Annotated in this window: 10 protein-coding genes; 8 read left to right on the top strand and 2 right to left on the bottom strand. The window is 62.8% G+C overall.

Going from position 1 to position 17,306, the window contains the following annotated elements:
• The first annotated feature begins 40 nt into the window (after positions 1–40).
• The 6 genes from AC0Z8Z_RS06455 (at position 41) to AC0Z8Z_RS06430 (ending at position 12,191) form a co-directional block, all read left to right on the top strand.
• On the top strand, positions 41–1,381 hold the full coding sequence (locus AC0Z8Z_RS06455) for an MdtA/MuxA family multidrug efflux RND transporter periplasmic adaptor subunit (protein WP_485618682.1): 1,341 nt from the start codon (positions 41–43) through the stop codon (positions 1,379–1,381).
• Positions 1,378–4,473 (top strand): MdtB/MuxB family multidrug efflux RND transporter permease subunit, encoded by a 3,096-nt coding sequence (locus tag AC0Z8Z_RS06450; RefSeq protein WP_485618475.1) that lies wholly within the window; start codon positions 1,378–1,380, stop codon positions 4,471–4,473. The genes AC0Z8Z_RS06455 and AC0Z8Z_RS06450 overlap by 4 nt, the downstream gene beginning before the upstream one ends.
• Positions 4,474–4,585: 112 nt before the next feature.
• Positions 4,586–7,693 carry an efflux RND transporter permease subunit gene (locus AC0Z8Z_RS06445; RefSeq protein ID WP_485618474.1) on the top strand — a complete coding sequence of 1,036 codons (3,108 nt, stop codon included), beginning with the start codon at positions 4,586–4,588 and terminating at the stop codon, positions 7,691–7,693.
• Between the two features lie 8 nt (positions 7,694–7,701).
• Entirely contained in the window at positions 7,702–9,180 is a 1,479-nt protein-coding gene (locus tag AC0Z8Z_RS06440; RefSeq protein ID WP_485618681.1) for an efflux transporter outer membrane subunit, read from the top strand.
• A 125-nt stretch (positions 9,181–9,305) separates the two neighbouring features.
• On the top strand, positions 9,306–11,396 hold the full coding sequence (locus AC0Z8Z_RS06435; protein ID WP_485618473.1) for a putative bifunctional diguanylate cyclase/phosphodiesterase: 2,091 nt from the start codon (positions 9,306–9,308) through the stop codon (positions 11,394–11,396).
• A 48-nt stretch (positions 11,397–11,444) separates the two neighbouring features.
• On the top strand, positions 11,445–12,191 hold the full coding sequence (locus AC0Z8Z_RS06430; protein WP_122535241.1) for an SDR family oxidoreductase: 747 nt from the start codon (positions 11,445–11,447) through the stop codon (positions 12,189–12,191).
• Positions 12,192–12,364: 173 nt separating this feature from the next.
• On the opposite strand, the gene mapR is transcribed toward AC0Z8Z_RS06430, so the two are convergent.
• A complete protein-coding gene (mapR, locus tag AC0Z8Z_RS06425; RefSeq protein WP_485618472.1) occupies positions 12,365–13,801 on the bottom strand; it encodes a GntR family transcriptional regulator MpaR in 1,437 nt (478 codons plus the stop codon).
• Between the two features lie 232 nt (positions 13,802–14,033).
• Here mapR and AC0Z8Z_RS06420 point away from each other — a divergent pair, with 232 nt between their 5' ends.
• On the top strand, positions 14,034–14,579 hold the full coding sequence (locus AC0Z8Z_RS06420) for an MgtC/SapB family protein (protein WP_172612231.1): 546 nt from the start codon (positions 14,034–14,036) through the stop codon (positions 14,577–14,579).
• Between the two features lie 160 nt (positions 14,580–14,739).
• On the opposite strand, the gene AC0Z8Z_RS06415 is transcribed toward AC0Z8Z_RS06420, so the two are convergent.
• A complete protein-coding gene (locus AC0Z8Z_RS06415) occupies positions 14,740–14,916 on the bottom strand; it encodes a hypothetical protein (protein ID WP_163022162.1) in 177 nt (58 codons plus the stop codon).
• A gap of 340 nt (positions 14,917–15,256) precedes the next feature.
• Between AC0Z8Z_RS06415 and AC0Z8Z_RS06410 the strand changes: the two genes are divergently transcribed.
• Positions 15,257–17,293, top strand: a complete 2,037-nt coding sequence (locus AC0Z8Z_RS06410) for an alpha-1,4-glucan--maltose-1-phosphate maltosyltransferase (RefSeq protein WP_485618471.1) — start codon at positions 15,257–15,259, stop codon at positions 17,291–17,293.
• The last annotated feature ends 13 nt before the right edge of the window (positions 17,294–17,306 follow it).

The following is a 17,306-nucleotide window of genomic DNA, read 5'->3' as shown; positions in this document are numbered from 1 at the left end:
GTGCTTATTGTTCAGCTTCCCGAAGACGCTCACGCGCACACTGGTTGATTTATTCATGCAATCGTCTGGCCCCCGTAATTCCCGTCGCTGGCTGATAAGCCTGTTGGTTCTGTTGATCGTCGCTGGCCTGTGCTGGCGCTTCTGGCCAGGCTCTGCGTCGAAGCCGGACACTGCCGCTCAGAAAACCGATCAAGCCCAGGCCAGCGCGAGCCGCAGCAGCGGGAACGGCAAAGCGGCGGCCAAGCGTCCCGGTTTCGGCGGCTCGACCGTTCCAGTGCCGGTGCGGGTGGCGGCTGCTACCACCGGTGATTTCCCCATCTACTACAAAGCCCTCGGCACCGTGACGGCGCTGAACACGATCAATGTGCGCAGCCGCGTGGCGGGGGAATTGATGAAGATCAATTTCCAGGAAGGCCAGCAGGTCAAGGCCGGCGATCTGCTGGCGGTGATCGACCCGCGCAGCTACCAGATCGCGCTGCAGCAGGCGGAGGGCACGCTGATGCAGAACCAGGCGCTGCTCAAGAATGCTCAACTCGACGTACAGCGTTATCGGGGCCTGTACAAAGAAGACAGCATTGCCAAGCAAACCCTGGACACGGCCGAGTCCCTCGTCGGTCAGTATCAGGGAACCATCAAGACCAATCAGGCGGCCGTGGGCGACGCAAAGCTCAATCTGGAGTTCTCCCAGATTCGGGCGCCGATCTCGGGTCGTATCGGTCTGCGCCAGCTGGACGTTGGCAATCTGGTGGCGGCCAATGACACCAACCCGTTGGTCGTGATCACTCAAATCAAGCCAATCACCGTCAACTTCACGCTGCCGGAAAAAGACCTGGCCGAGGTGCTCAGCCGCTACCGCAGCGGTGACAAACTGCCGGTCGAAGCGTGGGATCGCGGTGACCTCAAGCTTCAGGCCACCGGCGTGCTCGCCAGCATCGACAACCAGATCGACATCACCACCGGCACGTTGAAGTTCAAGGCGCGTTTCGATAACGACAACGAAGCGCTGTTCCCCAATCAGTTCGTTAACGCGCGCCTGCTCGCCAATACCCTGAAAAACGTGGTGCTGGTGCCGTCGGCCGCCGTGCAGTTCGGCGTCAACGGCACCTTTGTGTACGTGATGGACGGCGACAAGACCGTGCGCATTCGCCCGCTCAAGACCGGGCCGAGCGACGAGAACGCCACGGTGATCACCGAAGGTCTGGTGGCCGGGGACCGCGTGGTGCTCGAAGGCACCGACCGCCTGAAAGACGGCAGCGCGGTAGACGTGGTCAACGACAGCAAGGACGTTCCGGCCACGCCGGGCCAGCAGTTGCAGGGCAAGCCCTCGAAGGAGCCCGGTGAGTCGGCCAATGCCGGGACGGCGAAGAAAGGCAACGTATGAACCTGTCACGGCTGTTCATCCTCAGGCCGGTCGCCACTACGCTGAGCATGCTTGCCATCGTGCTCGCGGGTCTGATCGCGTACACGCTGCTGCCGGTGTCGGCATTGCCCCAGGTGGATTACCCGACCATTCGGGTGATGACGCTGTACCCGGGCGCCAGTCCACAAGTGATGACCAGTGCCGTGACCGCGCCCCTTGAGCGCCAGTTCGGGCAGATGCCGGGCCTGACCCAGATGGCCTCGACCAGCTCAGGCGGCGCCTCGGTCATCACCCTGCGTTTCAGCCTCGACATCAACATGGACGTGGCCGAGCAGGAAGTGCAGGCGGCGATCAACGGCGCGACCAACCTGCTGCCAAGCGACTTGCCGGCGCCGCCGACGTACAACAAGGTCAACCCAGCCGACACACCGGTCCTGACCCTGGCGATTACCTCGAAGACCATGCTGCTGCCCAAACTCAACGATCTGGTCGACACGCGCATGGCGCAGAAGATCGCGCAGATCAGCGGAGTGGGCATGGTGACCATCGCCGGCGGCCAGCGTCAGGCGGTGCGGATCAAGGTCAACGCTGACGCACTGGCGGCCAACGGCCTGAACCTGGCAGACGTGCGCACGTTGGTCAGCGCATCCAACGTCAACACCCCCAAGGGTAATTTCGACGGCCCGACGCGGGTGTCGATGCTCGACGCCAACGACCAGCTCAAGTCCCCCGAGGAATACGCCAACCTGATTCTGGCGTACAACAACGGCGGCCCGCTGCGGCTCAAGGACGTCGCCGAGATCGTCGACGGCGCCGAAAACGATCGCCTCGCCGCCTGGGCCAACGAAAACCAGGCCGTGCTGCTGAATATCCAGCGTCAGCCGGGCGCCAACGTCATTGACGTGGTCGACCGGATCAAGGCGCTGCTGCCCAGCATCACCGAGAACCTGCCCGCCGGGCTGGATGTCACCGTGCTGACCGACCGCACGCAGACCATCCGCGCCTCGGTCAGCGACGTGCAACACGAGCTGATGATCTCCATCGTGCTGGTGGTGCTGGTGACCTTTCTGTTCCTGCGGCGCTTCAGCGCGACGATCATTCCGTCGGTGGCCGTGCCGCTGTCGTTGATCGGCACTTTCGGCGTCATGTACCTCGCTGGTTTCTCGGTCAACAACCTCACTTTGATGGCGATGACCATTGCCACCGGTTTCGTGGTGGACGACGCCATCGTCATGCTGGAGAACATTTCCCGGCACCTGGAGGAGGGCGAGACCCCCTTGCAGGCGGCGCTCAAAGGCGCGCGACAGATCGGTTTCACCCTGATCTCGCTGACCATTTCCCTGATCGCCGTGCTCATTCCGCTGTTGTTCATGGCCGATGTGGTCGGGCGGCTGTTCCGCGAATTCGCCATCACCCTTGCGGTGGCGATCCTGATTTCCCTCGTGGTGTCCCTCACGTTGACGCCGATGATGTGCGCGCGCCTGCTCAAGCGTGAGCCGAGAGAAGAAGAGCAGGGCCGCTTCTACCGGGCCAGCGGTGCGTGGATCGACTGGCTGGTGGCCGCCTATGGGCGCAAGTTGCAGTGGGTGCTCAGGCATCAGCCGCTGACCCTGCTGGTGGCCATCGCCACCCTCGGCATTACAGTGCTGCTGTATCTCGCCGTGCCCAAGGGCTTCTTCCCGGTGCAGGACACCGGCGTGATTCAGGGCATTTCCGAAGCCCCTCAGTCGGTGTCGTTCGCCTCCATGAGCCAGCGTCAGCAGGCCCTGGCGAAAATCATCCTCAAGGATCCGGCCGTCGCCAGTCTGTCGTCTTACATCGGCGTAGACGGCGACAACGCGACCCTCAACAGCGGCCGCATGCTGATCAACCTCAAGCCCCATGGCGACCGGGATGTCACGGCGTCCGAAGTGATCCAGCGCTTGCAGCCCGAGGTGGATCAGCTGTCGGACATCCGCCTGTTCATGCAGCCTGTGCAAGACCTGACCATCGAAGACCGGGTCAGTCGAACTCAGTACCAGTTCAGCATGTCGTCGCCGGACGCCGACTTGCTCAATCTGTGGAGCGGCAAGCTGGTGGAGGCGCTGGTTCAGCGTCCGGAATTGACCGATGTCGCCAGCGACCTGCAGGACAAGGGTTTGCAGGTGTTTCTCAACATCGACCGAGATGCTGCGAGCCGGCTCGGCGTGACCGTTGCCAACATCACCGACGCGCTGTACGACGCCTTCGGCCAGCGGCAGATTTCCACTATCTACACTCAGGCCAGCCAGTACCGCGTGGTGCTGCAGGCAGATTCGCGCAGTGAACTCGGGCCCGAGGCGCTGGAGCAGATTCACGTCAAGACCACCGACGGGGGGCAGGTCAAGCTGTCGAGTCTGGCCCGGGTCGAGCAGCGCCAGGCGCAACTGGCAATCGCCCACATCGGGCAGTTTCCGGCGGTGATGATGTCGTTCAACCTGGCGCCGGGCGTTGCGCTGGGCAAGGCCGTGGAAGTCATCGAGCAGGTGCAAAAAGACATCGGCATGCCAATCGGTGTGCAGACGCAATTCCAGGGCGCGGCCGAAGCCTTCCAGGCCTCGCTATCCAGCACGCTGCTGCTGGTGCTGGCGGCGGTGATTACCATGTACATCGTGCTGGGCGTGCTCTATGAGAGCTACATCCATCCGATCACCATTCTGTCGACCCTGCCGTCGGCGGCCATCGGTGCGCTGCTGGCGCTGATCATCAGCGGCAACGATCTGGGCATGATCGCCATCATCGGCATCATCCTGCTGATCGGTATCGTCAAGAAGAACGCGATCATGATGATCGACTTCGCCCTCGACGCCGAACGCAACCGTGGGATCGACCCGCAGACCGCCATCTACGAAGCGGCACTGCTGCGCTTCCGGCCCATTCTCATGACGACCCTGGCGGCACTGTTCGGCGCGATCCCGCTGATGTTCGCCTCGGGTTCCGGCGCCGAGCTGCGCCAGCCCCTGGGTCTGGTGATGGTCGGTGGCCTGCTGGTCAGCCAGGTGCTGACGCTGTTCACCACGCCGGTCATCTATTTGTACTTTGATCGGTTGGGGCGTCGGTTTGCGCGGCAGCCCAAGACCGAGGCGGCGCTATGACCGGCCAGCTGCAAGCCTCAAGCTTCAAGCTGCAAGCTAGAAGCAGCCATGCGCTGGCCGGGGCTTTTGCCTTCCCTTGCAGCTTGAAGCTTGCCGCTTGGAGCTCCCGCCCATGAATCTGTCCGGGCCCTTCATCAAACGTCCTGTAGCGACGATGCTCCTGAGCCTGGCGATCATGCTGCTGGGCGGGATGAGCTTCGGTTTGCTGCCGGTGTCGCCGCTGCCGAACATGGATTTCCCGGTGATCGTGGTCAGCGCGTCGTTGCCTGGCGCCAGTCCGGAAATCATGGCGTCCAGCGTGGCGACGCCGCTGGAGCGCTCCCTCGGGGTGATCGCCGGGGTCAACACCATGAGCAGCCGTTCGAGCCAGGGCTCGACGCGGATCATTCTGCAGTTCGACATGGACCGCGACATCAACGGTGCTGCGCGGGAAGTGCAGGCGGCCATCAACGCATCGCGCAGCCTGCTGCCCAGCGGGATGCGCAGCATGCCGACCTACAAGAAGGTCAACCCGTCCCAGGCGCCGATCATGGTGCTGTCGTTGACCTCCGACGTACTGGAGAAGGGCGAGCTGTACGACATGGCCTCGACGATCCTGTCCCAGAGCCTGTCCCAGGTGAACGGCGTCGGCGAAGTGCAGATCGGCGGCAGTTCGCTGCCCGCCGTGCGCGTGGAGCTGGAACCCAAGCTGCTGTCCCAGTACGGCGTGTCGCTGGATGAAGTGCGCACCACCATCTCCAATGCCAACGTGCGCCGCCCGAAAGGCTCGGTGGAGAACAGCGAGCATAACTGGCAGGTGCAGGCCAACGACCAGTTGGAAAAGGCCAAGGATTACGAATCGCTGATCATCCATTACGCCAATGGCGCGGCGTTGCGGCTCAAAGACGTGGCCAAGGTCAAGGACTCGGTGGAAGACCGCTACAACAGCGGCTTCTTCAATGACAAAGCCGCGGTGCTGCTGGTGATCAACCGCCAGGCCGGCGCCAACATCATCGAAACCGTGGCGGCGATCAAGGCGCAGTTGCCGGCGTTGCAGGCGGTGCTCCCCGCCAGCGTCAAGCTCGACCTGGCCATGGACCGCTCGCCGGTGATCAAGGCCACGCTGCACGAAGCCGAGATGACTTTGCTGATCGCCGTGGTCCTGGTGATCCTGGTGGTGTTCCTGTTTCTCGGAAACTTCCGCGCCTCGCTGATCCCGACCCTGGCGGTGCCGGTGTCGCTGGTCGGCACCTTCGCGATCATGTACCTGTACGGTTTCTCGCTGAACAACCTGTCGCTGATGGCACTGATTCTCGCCACCGGGCTGGTGGTCGACGATGCCATCGTCGTGCTGGAAAACATCTCCCGGCACATCGACGCAGGCGTGCCGCCCATGGAGGCGGCTTATCTCGGCGCCAAAGAAGTCGGCTTCACGCTGCTGTCGATGAACGTCTCGCTAGTGGCGGTGTTTATCTCGATCCTGTTCATGGGCGGGCTGGTGGAGAGCCTGTTCCGCGAGTTTTCCATCACGCTGTCGGTGTCCATCGTTGTTTCGCTGGTGGTCTCGCTGACCCTGACGCCGATGCTCTGCGCGCGCTGGCTCAAGCCCCACGTGCCGGGCACGGAAAATCGCCTGCAACGCTGGAGCCAGCGGGTCAATGACCGCATGGTCGCAGGCTACGACCGCAGCCTGCGCTGGGTGCTGCGCCATCGGCGCCTGACCCTGCTCACGCTGCTGTTGACCATCGTCGGCAACGTCGCGCTGTACGTTGTGGTGCCAAAGACCTTCCTGCCGCAGCAGGACACCGGCCAGTTGATGGGGTTTGTGCGGGGGGATGACGGCCTGTCGTTCTCGGTGATGCAGCCGAAGATGGACACGTTCCGCTCGGCGATCCTCAAAGACCCGGCCGTGGAAAGCGTCGCGGGCTTCATCGGCGGCAACGGCGGCACCGGCAACGCGTTCATCATCGTGCGTTTGAAGCCGATCAAGGAACGCAACATCGGCGCCATGGAAGTGGTCGAACGGCTGCGCAAGGAAATGCCCCTGGTGCCCGGCGGGCGCCTGTTTCTGCAACCCGATCAGGATTTGCAATTGGGCGGCGGTCGCGAGCAGACCACTTCGCAATACCAGTACATCCTGCAAAGCGGCGACCTGGAAACCCTGCGCCTGTGGTACCCGAAGATCGTCGCGGCACTGAAGTCACTTAAAGAACTGACTGCCATCGACGCCAACGACGGCGGCGGTACCCAGCAAGTGACGCTGATCGTCGACCGCGATGCGGCCAAGCGCCTGGGCATCGACATGAACATGGTCACCACGGTCCTGAACAACGCCTACAGCCAGCGTCAGGTGTCGACCATTTATGACCCGCTGAACCAGTATCAGGTGGTCATGGAGGTCAACCCGAAATACGCCCTCGACCCGACCACGCTGGAGCAGGTTCAGGTGATCACTGCCGACGGCGCGCGGGTGCCGCTGTCGACCATCGCCCGTTACGAGCGCAGTCTGGAGGACGACCGGGTCAGCCATGACGGCCAGTTCGCCTCGGAAAACATCTCCTTCGACCTGGCCGATGGCGTCACCCTCGATCAGGCCAACGTCGCCATCGAACGCGCAGTCGCGGCGGTGGGCCTGCCCGAAGACGTGATCGCCAAGATGGCCGGGACCTCCGACGCCTTCGCCGCGACCCAGAAGAGCCAGCCATGGATGATCCTCGGGGCGCTGGTGGCGGTGTATCTGGTGCTGGGCATTCTCTACGAAAGCTACATCCACCCGCTGACCATTCTCTCGACGCTGCCCTCGGCCGGGGTCGGCGCGCTGTTGAGCATCTACCTCACCGGCGGGCAATTCAGCCTGATCTCGCTGTTGGGCCTGTTTCTGCTGATCGGCGTGGTGAAGAAGAACGCGATCCTGATGATCGACCTCGCGTTGCAACTCGAACGCCAAGGCGGCATGACCCCGGTGGAATCGATTCGCAACGCCTGCCTGCAGCGTCTGCGGCCCATTCTGATGACCACGCTGGCGGCGATCCTCGGTGCCGTGCCGTTGTTGCTGAGCAGCGCCGAAGGCGCGGAAATGCGCCGGCCACTGGGCCTGACCATTATCGGCGGGCTGATCCTCAGCCAGATCCTCACGCTGTACACCACGCCCGTGGTTTACCTTTATCTCGACCGTCTGCGCCATCGTTTCAACACATGGCGCGGGGTGCAGACGGATGCTGCCCTGGAAACTCCGCTATGAACGACTCGATGAAAACGCCTGACCTGCGGCGGACGTTGCCGTTTCGCCGGAGCTTCGGCGTGGCCCTGTGCGCGCTGCTGCTGAGTGCCTGTGCCGTCGGCCCTGATTACCAGACGCCGGACATGCCGACCCCGGCGCACTTCAAGCAAGCCGAGGGCTGGACCCAGGCCAACCCGAGTGATGCGATAGCGCGCGGCGCGTGGTGGGAAATCTATGGCGACGCCCAGCTCAACGCCCTGGTCGAGAAGCTCAACACGTCCAACCAGACCGTGGCGCAATACGAGGCGCAGTACCGGCAGGCTGCGGCACTGGTGCGCAGTGCGCGTGGCGCGTTTTTTCCGACCCTTGACCTGACCACCAGCAAAAACCGCTCAAGCCAGGGCACCGGCAGCAGCAGTTCGAGCCTGAGCAGTTCCAGCAGCGGCATCCGGGACACCTACAACGCACAGTTGGGCGTGAGCTGGGAAGCCGACGTGTGGGGCAAGTTGCGCCGCGGCCTGGAAGCCGACAAGGCCAGCGCCCAGGCCAGCCTCGCCGATCTGGCGTCGATGCGCCTGAGCCTGCAGTCGCAACTGGTGCAGAGCTACCTGCAACTGCGGGTAATCGACGAGCAGAAACGTTTGCTCGAAGCAACGGTCGATGCCTACCAGCGCTCGCTGACCATGACCCAGAACCAGTACCGCGCCGGGATTTCCGGCCGGGATGCCACCGCCCAGGCGCAGACGCAACTCAAGAGCACTCAGGCCGACCTGATCGACCTGCAATGGCAGCGCGCCCAGTTCGAAAACGCGATTGCCGTGCTGATGGGCCAGGCGCCGGCGGACTTCAGCCTCGCAGCCACGACGTCGATTCCCGCTGTGCCGCAGATCCCGGCGCAGCTGCCGTCGCAATTGCTTGAGCGCCGCCCGGACATCGCCGCCGCCGAGCGATCGGTGATGACCGCCAACGCCAATATCGGCGTGGCCAAGGCCGCGTATTACCCGGACCTGACCCTGAGCATGAGCGGTGGCTACAGCAGCAGCACGGTCAGCAACTGGATTTCCCTGCCCAACCGCTTCTGGTCGGTCGGCCCGCAGTTGGCGATGACCCTGTTCGATGGCGGCCAGCGCGCTGCCGAAGTGGACCGCACCGAAGCCGTGTACGACCAGACCGTCGCCCAGTACCGCCAGACCGTGCTCGACGGTTTCAAGGAGGTCGAGGACTACATGGCGCAGCTGCGCGTGTATGAGCAGGAAGCGGGCGTGCGCGACGAGGCCCTGCAATCGGCGCGTGATTCGTTGCGCCTGACCAACAACCAGTACAAAGCCGGGCTGATCGGTTATCTGGACGTGGTCAACGTGCAGACCACGGCCTTGAGCAACGAACGCAGCGTGCTGAACGTGCTGGAAAGCCGGCTGGTTGCCAGTGCTCAACTGATCGCGGCACTCGGCGGTGGCTGGGACGTGGCGACCGGGCTGACGCCGGGCAAGGACATATCGGAGCGCTAGGTGCTTGCGTAGCGATGTGCCATCTTTGCGACGGAGTGTCGGGACTTTTTCGCGAATTTCGGTACAATCGCCGCCCCATTCATCAGGGCTGAAAAGCCGAATTCCGTTGAGCCAAGGGCCAGCCCATGTTGATAGGCCATTACACCTACTCGCTGGTTCTGATTTCAGTCCTGGTAGCGATTCTCGCGTCCTATACGACCCTTGATCTGGCGGGGCGCATTGCCTCGGCCAGCGGTCGGGCACGAATGCTGTGGGTGTGCGGCGGCGCGCTGTCGATGGGTGTCGGCATCTGGTCCATGCATTTCATCGGCATGCTTGCGTTCACGCTGCCCATCCCGCTGGCGTACGACATCCCGCTGACGCTGCTGTCGCTGCTGATCACCATCTTTACTTCCGGTCTCGCGTTGTGGCTGGTCAGTCACGATCGCGTTCCGGTGTTGAACATTGTCTTCGGCGCATTCGTCATGGGCCTGGGCAGCAGCACCATGCATTACACCGGCATGGCGGCAATGCGCATGCAGCCGGGCATCGACTACGACCCCACCTTGTTCGGCCTGTCGCTGGTGATTGCCGTCACCGCGTCAGCCGCAGCGCTAAGCATCGCCGTGCGGCTGCGCAAGGAAACCCCTTACGTGCGTCTGGCCCGCAGCGGCGCGGCGGTGATCATGGGCTTCGCCATCCTCGGCATGCACTACACCGCCATGACCGCCGCCAACTTCCCGGCCGGCAGTTTCTGCGGCGCGATTCCCGGTGGCTTGCTTCCCGACGGTCTGGACAAGCTGGTATTGATCACCAGCCTCACGGTGCTGGGCATTACCTTGTTGACCTCCGTACTGGATGCGCGCATGGCGGCGCGTACCGCCCAATTGTCGCTGTCGCTGAAAGAAGCCAATCGCGAGCTGACGCAACTGGCCCTGCACGACAACCTCACCGGGTTGCCTAACCGCATTCTGCTGGCCGATCGCATCGATCAGGCCATGCATAAAGTGGACGCCCAGGGCGGCATGTTCGCGCTGATGTTTCTGGATCTGGACGGCTTCAAACCGGTCAACGACGCATTCGGCCATCACGTCGGCGACCAGCTCCTGCGGGCGGTGGCCGTGCGCATGCGCGAAAACTTTCATCGCCACGACACCCTGGCGCGCATCGGCGGCGATGAATTTGTGCTGCTGGTCGAACTGGATGATGGCGAAGAAGCGGTCAGCGTCGCCTCGCGTCAGGTAGCCCTGGTCAGCCAGCCGTTCAGCGTGCAGGAACATGACCTTCAGGTGACGGTGAGCATCGGCATCAGCCTGTACCCGGGCAACGGCCGCACCCAGCAGGAACTGCTGATGAACGCCGACGCCGCCATGTACCACGCCAAGAGCGCCGGGAAGAACGGCTACAGCTTCTTCGACGCGTCGATGAACACCAACGCGCGCAATCAGTTGCAGCTGTTGCAGGACCTGCGCCTGGCGCTGCGCGAAGGGCAGTTCTGCCTGCATTACCAGCCAAAGTTCTCTGCAGGCACCCACCGGCTGATCGGTGCCGAGGCATTGATGCGCTGGAATCATCCGCAGCTCGGGCTGCTGATGCCGGATACATTCATGGGTCTGGCGGAAAAAACCGGGTTGATCATCCCGATCGGCGAGTGGGTACTGAACGAGGCCTGCCGGCAGATGAAGCGCTGGTACGACGCTGGCTACACCGACTGGCGCATCGCGGTGAACCTGTCGGCGTTGCAGTTCAGTCACGTCGGGCTGGTCGAAACCGTCACAGACGCACTGGCCACCCATGGGCTGCCGGCCAATTGCCTGACCCTGGAAATCACCGAAACCACCGCGATGAGTGACGCCGACGCCAGCATGACCGTGCTGCAGAAGCTGTCGGACATGGACGTTGACCTGTCCATCGACGATTTCGGCACCGGTTATTCCAGCCTCATGTACCTCAAGCGCCTGCCGGCCAACGAGTTGAAGATCGACCGCGGTTTCGTCCGCGATCTGGAAGACGACAGCGATGACGCCGCCATTGTCTCGGCCATCGTTGCGCTGGGCCAGGCCCTGAACCTGCGCATCGTCGCAGAGGGTGTCGAGACCGCCAGCCAGCAAAGTTTTCTCACGCGACTGGGTTGTGACTCGTTGCAGGGTTTTCTGTTGGGTCATCCGCTGCCGGCCGAGCGCTTCATGGCGGACATTGAAGCCTCCCGGCGTCGACTCAGCGAAATCACCGATTGAGTGCCAATGCCCACCCCACCTTTACGCAATGATCGACTGGGAACGTTTATGGATAAAAATCTCCTCATCACGGGCGGCTCCCGGGGCATCGGGGCCGCCACGGCGGTTCTGGCAGCGGCGCAGGGTTATCGCGTGTGCATCAACTATCTGTCCGATCACGCGTCGGCCGAGCGGCTGTGCGGGCAAATTCGCGAAACGGGTGGGCATGCCATTGCGGTGCAGGCAGACGTCAGCAACGAGGACGAAATCATTCGGCTCTTTGGCCGGGTCGATTCCGAGCTGGGACGGATCACTGCATTGGTCAATAACGCCGGCACGGTGGGCGAGGCCTCGCGGCTGGACACGATGTCCGAATTTCGTCTGCTGAAGATCATGATGAGCAACGTCGTCGGGCCGATGCTGTGCAGCAAACACGCGCTGCTGCGCATGCTGCCTCGCCATGGCGGTCGCGGCGGCAGCATTGTCAACGTGTCGTCCGTGGCCGCACGGCTCGGCTCCCCCGGCGAGTATGTGGATTACGCGGCGTCCAAAGGCGCGCTGGACACCTTTACGGTCGGGCTGGCCAAGGAAGTCGCGGGCGAGGGCGTACGAGTCAATGCCGTACGCCCCGGTTACATTTTCACCGAATTCCACGCCCTGAGCGGCGACCCCCACCGTGTCAGCAAGCTGGAGCCGACCATTCCCATGGGCCGTGGCGGACTGGCCGATGAAGTGGCGGAAGCGATTTTGTGGCTGCTGTCCGACAAGGCGTCGTATTCGACGGGTTCGTTCATCGACCTGGGCGGCGGTCGCTAGGTGATACCCCTGACTCACCCGCTTCACCCCAAAGACGTGCGCCGACTTGCTATCCCGATCAGTGCGTCGAACCTGTGGGAATGAGCTTGCTCACGAAGGGGCCGGAACATTCAGTCAATGCTCTGGAGGCTGAAAGCAGGCCTTCACGGGCAAGCTCACCACACTCGCAATGCCTAACCCATCATCGAGCGAATGATCTTCCCCAGCGTCTCCATCGCCCGTTCAGACGTTTCACCCCAAGGGCTGCCGTAGTTCAAGCGGATGAAGTGTTTGAAGCGCCGCGTCGGCGAGAACATCGGCCCGGGCGCGATGCTGATGCCCTGGGCGAGTGCGGCCTGGAACACCTTCAGCGAGTCGATCTGTTCCGGCAGTTCAACCCACAGGAAATACCCGCCGGTGGGCTGGCTGACGCGGGTCTGCGCGGGGAAGTGCCGGGCGATGGCGCCAAGCATCGCGCGCTGCTGATCTTCCAGGCTGTGGCGCAATTTGCGCAGGTGGCGGTCGTAACCACCGTGTTGCAGGTAATCGGCAATGGCGGCCTGGGCGGGCATTGAGGCGCACAGCGAGGTCATGATTTTCAGCCGCTCGACCTTCTGCGCATAACGCCCGGCGGCCACCCATCCCACCCGATAACCAGGCGCGAGGCTCTTGGCGAACGAGCCGCAATGCAGCACCAAACCTTCGGTGTCGAACGCCTTCGCCGGTTTCGGCGCGTGCTGGCCGTAATACAGCTCGGCGTAGACGTCATCCTCGATCAGCGGCACTTCATGCCTGCGCAAAAGCTCGACCAGCTCCCGTTTGCGCACCTCGGGCACCGTCGCCCCGGTCGGGTTCTGGAAACTGGTCATGCTCCAGCAGGCCTTGATCGGGTAACGCTCCAGCGCCTGTTCCAGCACCGCCAGGTCAATGCCCTGTTGCGGGTGCACCGGAATTTCCACCGCTTTGAGCTTGAGCCGTTCGAGCACCTGCAGGCAGGCGTAGAACGCCGGGGCCTCGATGGCCACCAGATCACCGGGCTCGGTCACCGCTTGCAGGCACAGATTCAGGGCCTCGAGGGCGCCGTTGGTGATCAACAGTTCGTCCATGGGCAACATCTGCCCGGAGACCATGTAACGCAGCGCGATCTGCCGGCGCAGGGCCGGATTGCCGGGTGAGAGGTCGCTGACCACCATGCTGGGGTCCATGTCGCGGGTGGCACTGGCGAGAGAGCGGGCCAGGCGCTGCAGCGGGAACAGCCCGGCGCTGGGAAAGGCGGAGCCGAATGACACGATGTTCGGGTCCTTGATCGATTCAAGTACCGAGAACACCAGGTCGCTGACGTCGACTTCGGTGGATTCGCTCACTTGGGGCGCATGGCGCGCATCCTGCTCCGGCGCCGGATCGCCCAGGCCTTGCAGGCGGACGCTGTCGTTGACGAAGTAGCCTGAACGCGGGCGCGCCCGGATCAGACCCCGCCGCTCCAGCAGATAATAGGCCTGGAACACCGTCGACGGGCTGATGCCGTGTGTCTGGCTGGCATAGCGCACCGACGGCACGCGCTGACCTGCAGCCAGCACCCCGGTGCGAATCAGCTCGGCAATGTCATCGGCAAACTTTTCATAACGCTTCATGGTGGGCTCGTGCAGAGTGGCTTTAGGGTGCAGCAGCCATGCATGGCCGGCCAGCGGAAGGGCGGATGACCCGTTTGCAGTGTCGGAATATGCTCGCGACGCGCGGATTAGTACAGATGCAGATTGGCGCACAACAACCGGATCAGGCGCCAGGGCTCGATAAGGCCTCCTGCACTCTCGAAACGCGCTGCGGTCCATACCGCACTGACGGTGAATGAGGGGGAATGCACTGATGAATGCCTGGTGGGAAGAAGTCGTGGAAACACTGCAGGCCGAGTTTTCTGATATCACGGATGCCGGGCAGATCACCCGCGTGACCATACGCCTGGTGATCGCGGCCCTGCTGGGCGGGATTCTGGGTTTCGAGCGGGAGCACAAGGGCAAGGCCGCCGGGGTTCGCACCCACATGCTGGTGTGCATGGGCGCCGCGCTGTTTGTGCTGGTGCCACGCATGGCCGGTGCGGACGACGCCGCACTCAGCCGGGTGGTGCAGGGCATTGTCGCGGGAATCGGCTTTCTCGGGGCCGGGACCATCCTCAAGGGCGATGCGCTCAACGCGACACAAGTGAAGGGCCTGACCACGGCAGCCGGCCTGTGGATGACGGCGGCCATCGGTATCGCGGCGGGAATGGGCAGGGAAATGACGGCGGTGCTGAGCACATTGCTGGCGCTGGGGATTTTCAGTCTGATGCCGCGGATTGTGAGGCGCTTTGAATCGCCGGAAGAACGCGCCAAGGACCCGGCCCGCCGCACCGGTGGCGATGCGCAGGAACCGTAAATTGGTCGTTAGTCAGGATATCGCGGGTGTGAAGGCTGATTAATAGTGGGACCGGCTTCAGCCGGGAATGGGCCAGTTGGCGCACCCTCAAAAACGCGGCGTGCCATCCAAAAGCTTCCCGACTGAAGCCGGTCCTACAACACCGCGTCGGGTCAGTGAATCACTCAGGAAACGTGTCATCCAGAATCGCCGGGGGCTCGCCGCTCGGCGGATCACCTACCGGCGGCTCGATCACCGGAGGCATGAGCGGGGAAGGTGGCTCCTCGGGCTTGGGCACTGGCAGTTCGGGATCGTCTATGTTCGGATCGGGCGTTTCTGCGGGCACGGGAATGCTCATGGTCGTCGCTTCCTTGGGTTCGTTGAGAGGGGCGTGTCAGGTGACGCGGCATCACACCCGCCATCACGCAAATATGTCGACCGCAGCGCCCTGACAATGATTCACTCAATCCGCCCGGTCACCCCGCGGCGCCGGAGCACTTGGCCTGCCATCATCGCCGCAGTGGCCTGATCAAACGTCACGCAAGCTGTTTGAACTTTTGCCCGACGCTGGCGTTCGGAACCTATGCTGCCACGTCCGGATGCGTTGATCCCGTGGCTCTCTCTTATGTTATGGACAAAGACGCTGAAGCAATGGACGCCCCACGGTGGGCGTCCCTGGGCGTGAGGAGTGATGCTCGATGAATGATACTGCTGATCAGCCGTACGGTCCGGATTCCCTGGCCAACGATGTTCTCCACTCTATCCACCCGATACCCCTGACCCAAGCCTTGCAGCTGCCGCGGATCGTGATCGAGGACACCCAGCCGGTGATCGATAACGGTCAGCTGGCGGCCAAGGCCGTTGTCGGTCAGCCGGTCACGGTCACCAGCAAAATTTACGCGGACGGCCACGACAAGATGGCCGTACGTATCGTCTACCGTGCCGTTGACGATGAAGAATGGCAGTCGGTGCCCATGCGCGAGCTGGGCAATGACAGCTGGGTGGGCGAATTCACCCCGCCGACCTTTACCCGCTATGTCTATCGCCTTGAAGCCTGGATCGATCAGTTCGGCAGCTACCGCTACGAGCTGGAAAAGAAATACGCTGCTGGCGTGACCATCGATCTGGAGCTGGAAGAAGGGCGCCTGCACCTGGTGCACGCCGCCGAGCGCAGCACCCTGGAATTGCGCGGCCAGCTCGACAGCCTGATCAAGCGCCTCGGTGAAGCTACGGAAAACGAGGCCAAAGTCGCTTTGCTGTTGAGCAGTGAAGCCGCTGCCATTATGGCGAAGGCGGATAACCACGCGTTCCTCAGCCGCAGCCTCGAATTCCCGCTGGACGTCGAACGTGAGCTGGCTCAGTTCGCCAGCTGGTACGAGCTGTTCCCGCGCTCGATCACCGACGACAAAAAGCGCCACGGCACTTTCAAGGACGTCCACTCGCGCCTGCCGATGATTCGCGACATGGGCTTCGACGTGCTGTATTTCCCGCCGATTCACCCGATCGGCCGCGCTCACCGCAAAGGCCCTAATAACTCCCTGACCGCCGGGCCGGATGATGTGGGCAGCCCCTACGCCATCGGCAGCGAGGATGGGGGGCATGACGCGATTCACCCGCAATTGGGTACCCGCGAGGACTTCCGCGAACTGGTCGCCGCAGCGGCTGAACACGGCCTGGAAATCGCCCTGGATTTCGCCATTCAGTGCTCCCAGGACCACCTGTGGCTCAAGGAACACCCGGGCTGGTTCTCGTGGCGTCCGGACGGCACCATCCGATATGCGGAAAACCCGCCGAAGAAATACCAGGACATCGTCAACGTCGATTTCTATGCGCCGGATGCCATTCCGGGCCTGTGGACCGAGCTGCGTGACGTGATCCTCGGCTGGGTGAAGGAGGGCGTGAAGATCTTCCGCGTCGACAACCCGCACACCAAGCCGCTGCCGTTCTGGCAATGGATGATTGCCGACGTGCGCAGCAAGCACCCGGAAGTCATGTTCCTGGCTGAAGCCTTCACCAAGCCGGCGATGATGGCGCGCCTGGGCAAGGTCGGTTATTCCCAGAGCTACACCTACTTCACCTGGCGCAACACCAAGGCCGAGCTCAGCGAGTACTTCACTCAGCTTAACGAGTCGCCATGGCGCGAGTGCTACCGCCCGAATTTCTTCGTCAACACGCCGGACATCAACCCGCCGTTCCTGCACGATTCAGGGCGCCCGGGCTTCCTGATCCGCGCGGCGCTGGCGACCATGGGTTCGGGCTTGTGGGGCATGTATTCGGGCTTCGAACTGTGTGAATCAGCGCCGGTGCCAGGCAAAGAGGAATATCTGGATTCCGAGAAGTACGAAATCCGTCCTCGCGATTTCACCGCACCCGGCAACATCATTGCCGAGATCGCCCAACTGAACCGCATTCGCCGTCAGAATCCGGCGCTGCAGACCCACCTGGGCTTGAAGGTCTATACCGCGTACAACGACAACATCCTGTACTTCGGCAAGCGCACCGCGGATAGCAGCAACTTCATTCTGGTCGCCGTGAACCTCGATCCGCGCAACGTGCAGGAAGCGACGTTCGAGCTGCCACTGTGGGAAATGGGCCTGCCTGATGACGCCGCGACTTTGGGCGAAGACTTGATGACCGGGCATTCCTGGACCTGGTATGGCAAGTACCAGTTCATGCGCCTGGACCCGTCTTACCAGCCGTTCGGTATCTGGCGCATCAAAGCCACAAACCAATAATTCAAAGGATGTG

The sequence above is a fragment of the Pseudomonas sp. 1L-C-7-B-C1 genome (assembly GCF_057291635.1).
Note: the sequence above shows the minus strand (reverse complement) of the source record. Positions and strands in the feature narration are given on the sequence as shown.

Bases quoted from the DNA above. Each gene is read 5' to 3' on its own strand.
- AC0Z8Z_RS06445 (WP_485618474.1), top strand. From the start codon at position 4,586: ATGAATCTGTCCGGGCCCTTCATCAAACGTCCTGTAGCGACGATGCTC.
- AC0Z8Z_RS06430 (WP_122535241.1), top strand. From the start codon at position 11,445: ATGGATAAAAATCTCCTCATCACGGGCGGCTCCCGGGGCATCGGGGCC.
- AC0Z8Z_RS06410 (WP_485618471.1), top strand. From the start codon at position 15,257: ATGAATGATACTGCTGATCAGCCGTACGGTCCGGATTCCCTGGCCAAC.
- AC0Z8Z_RS06415 (WP_163022162.1), bottom strand. From the start codon at position 14,916: ATGAGCATTCCCGTGCCCGCAGAAACGCCCGATCCGAACATAGACGAT.
- AC0Z8Z_RS06450 (WP_485618475.1), top strand. From the start codon at position 1,378: ATGAACCTGTCACGGCTGTTCATCCTCAGGCCGGTCGCCACTACGCTG.
- AC0Z8Z_RS06420 (WP_172612231.1), top strand. From the start codon at position 14,034: ATGAATGCCTGGTGGGAAGAAGTCGTGGAAACACTGCAGGCCGAGTTT.
- mapR (WP_485618472.1), bottom strand. From the start codon at position 13,801: ATGAAGCGTTATGAAAAGTTTGCCGATGACATTGCCGAGCTGATTCGC.
- AC0Z8Z_RS06440 (WP_485618681.1), top strand. From the start codon at position 7,702: ATGAAAACGCCTGACCTGCGGCGGACGTTGCCGTTTCGCCGGAGCTTC.
- AC0Z8Z_RS06435 (WP_485618473.1), top strand. From the start codon at position 9,306: ATGTTGATAGGCCATTACACCTACTCGCTGGTTCTGATTTCAGTCCTG.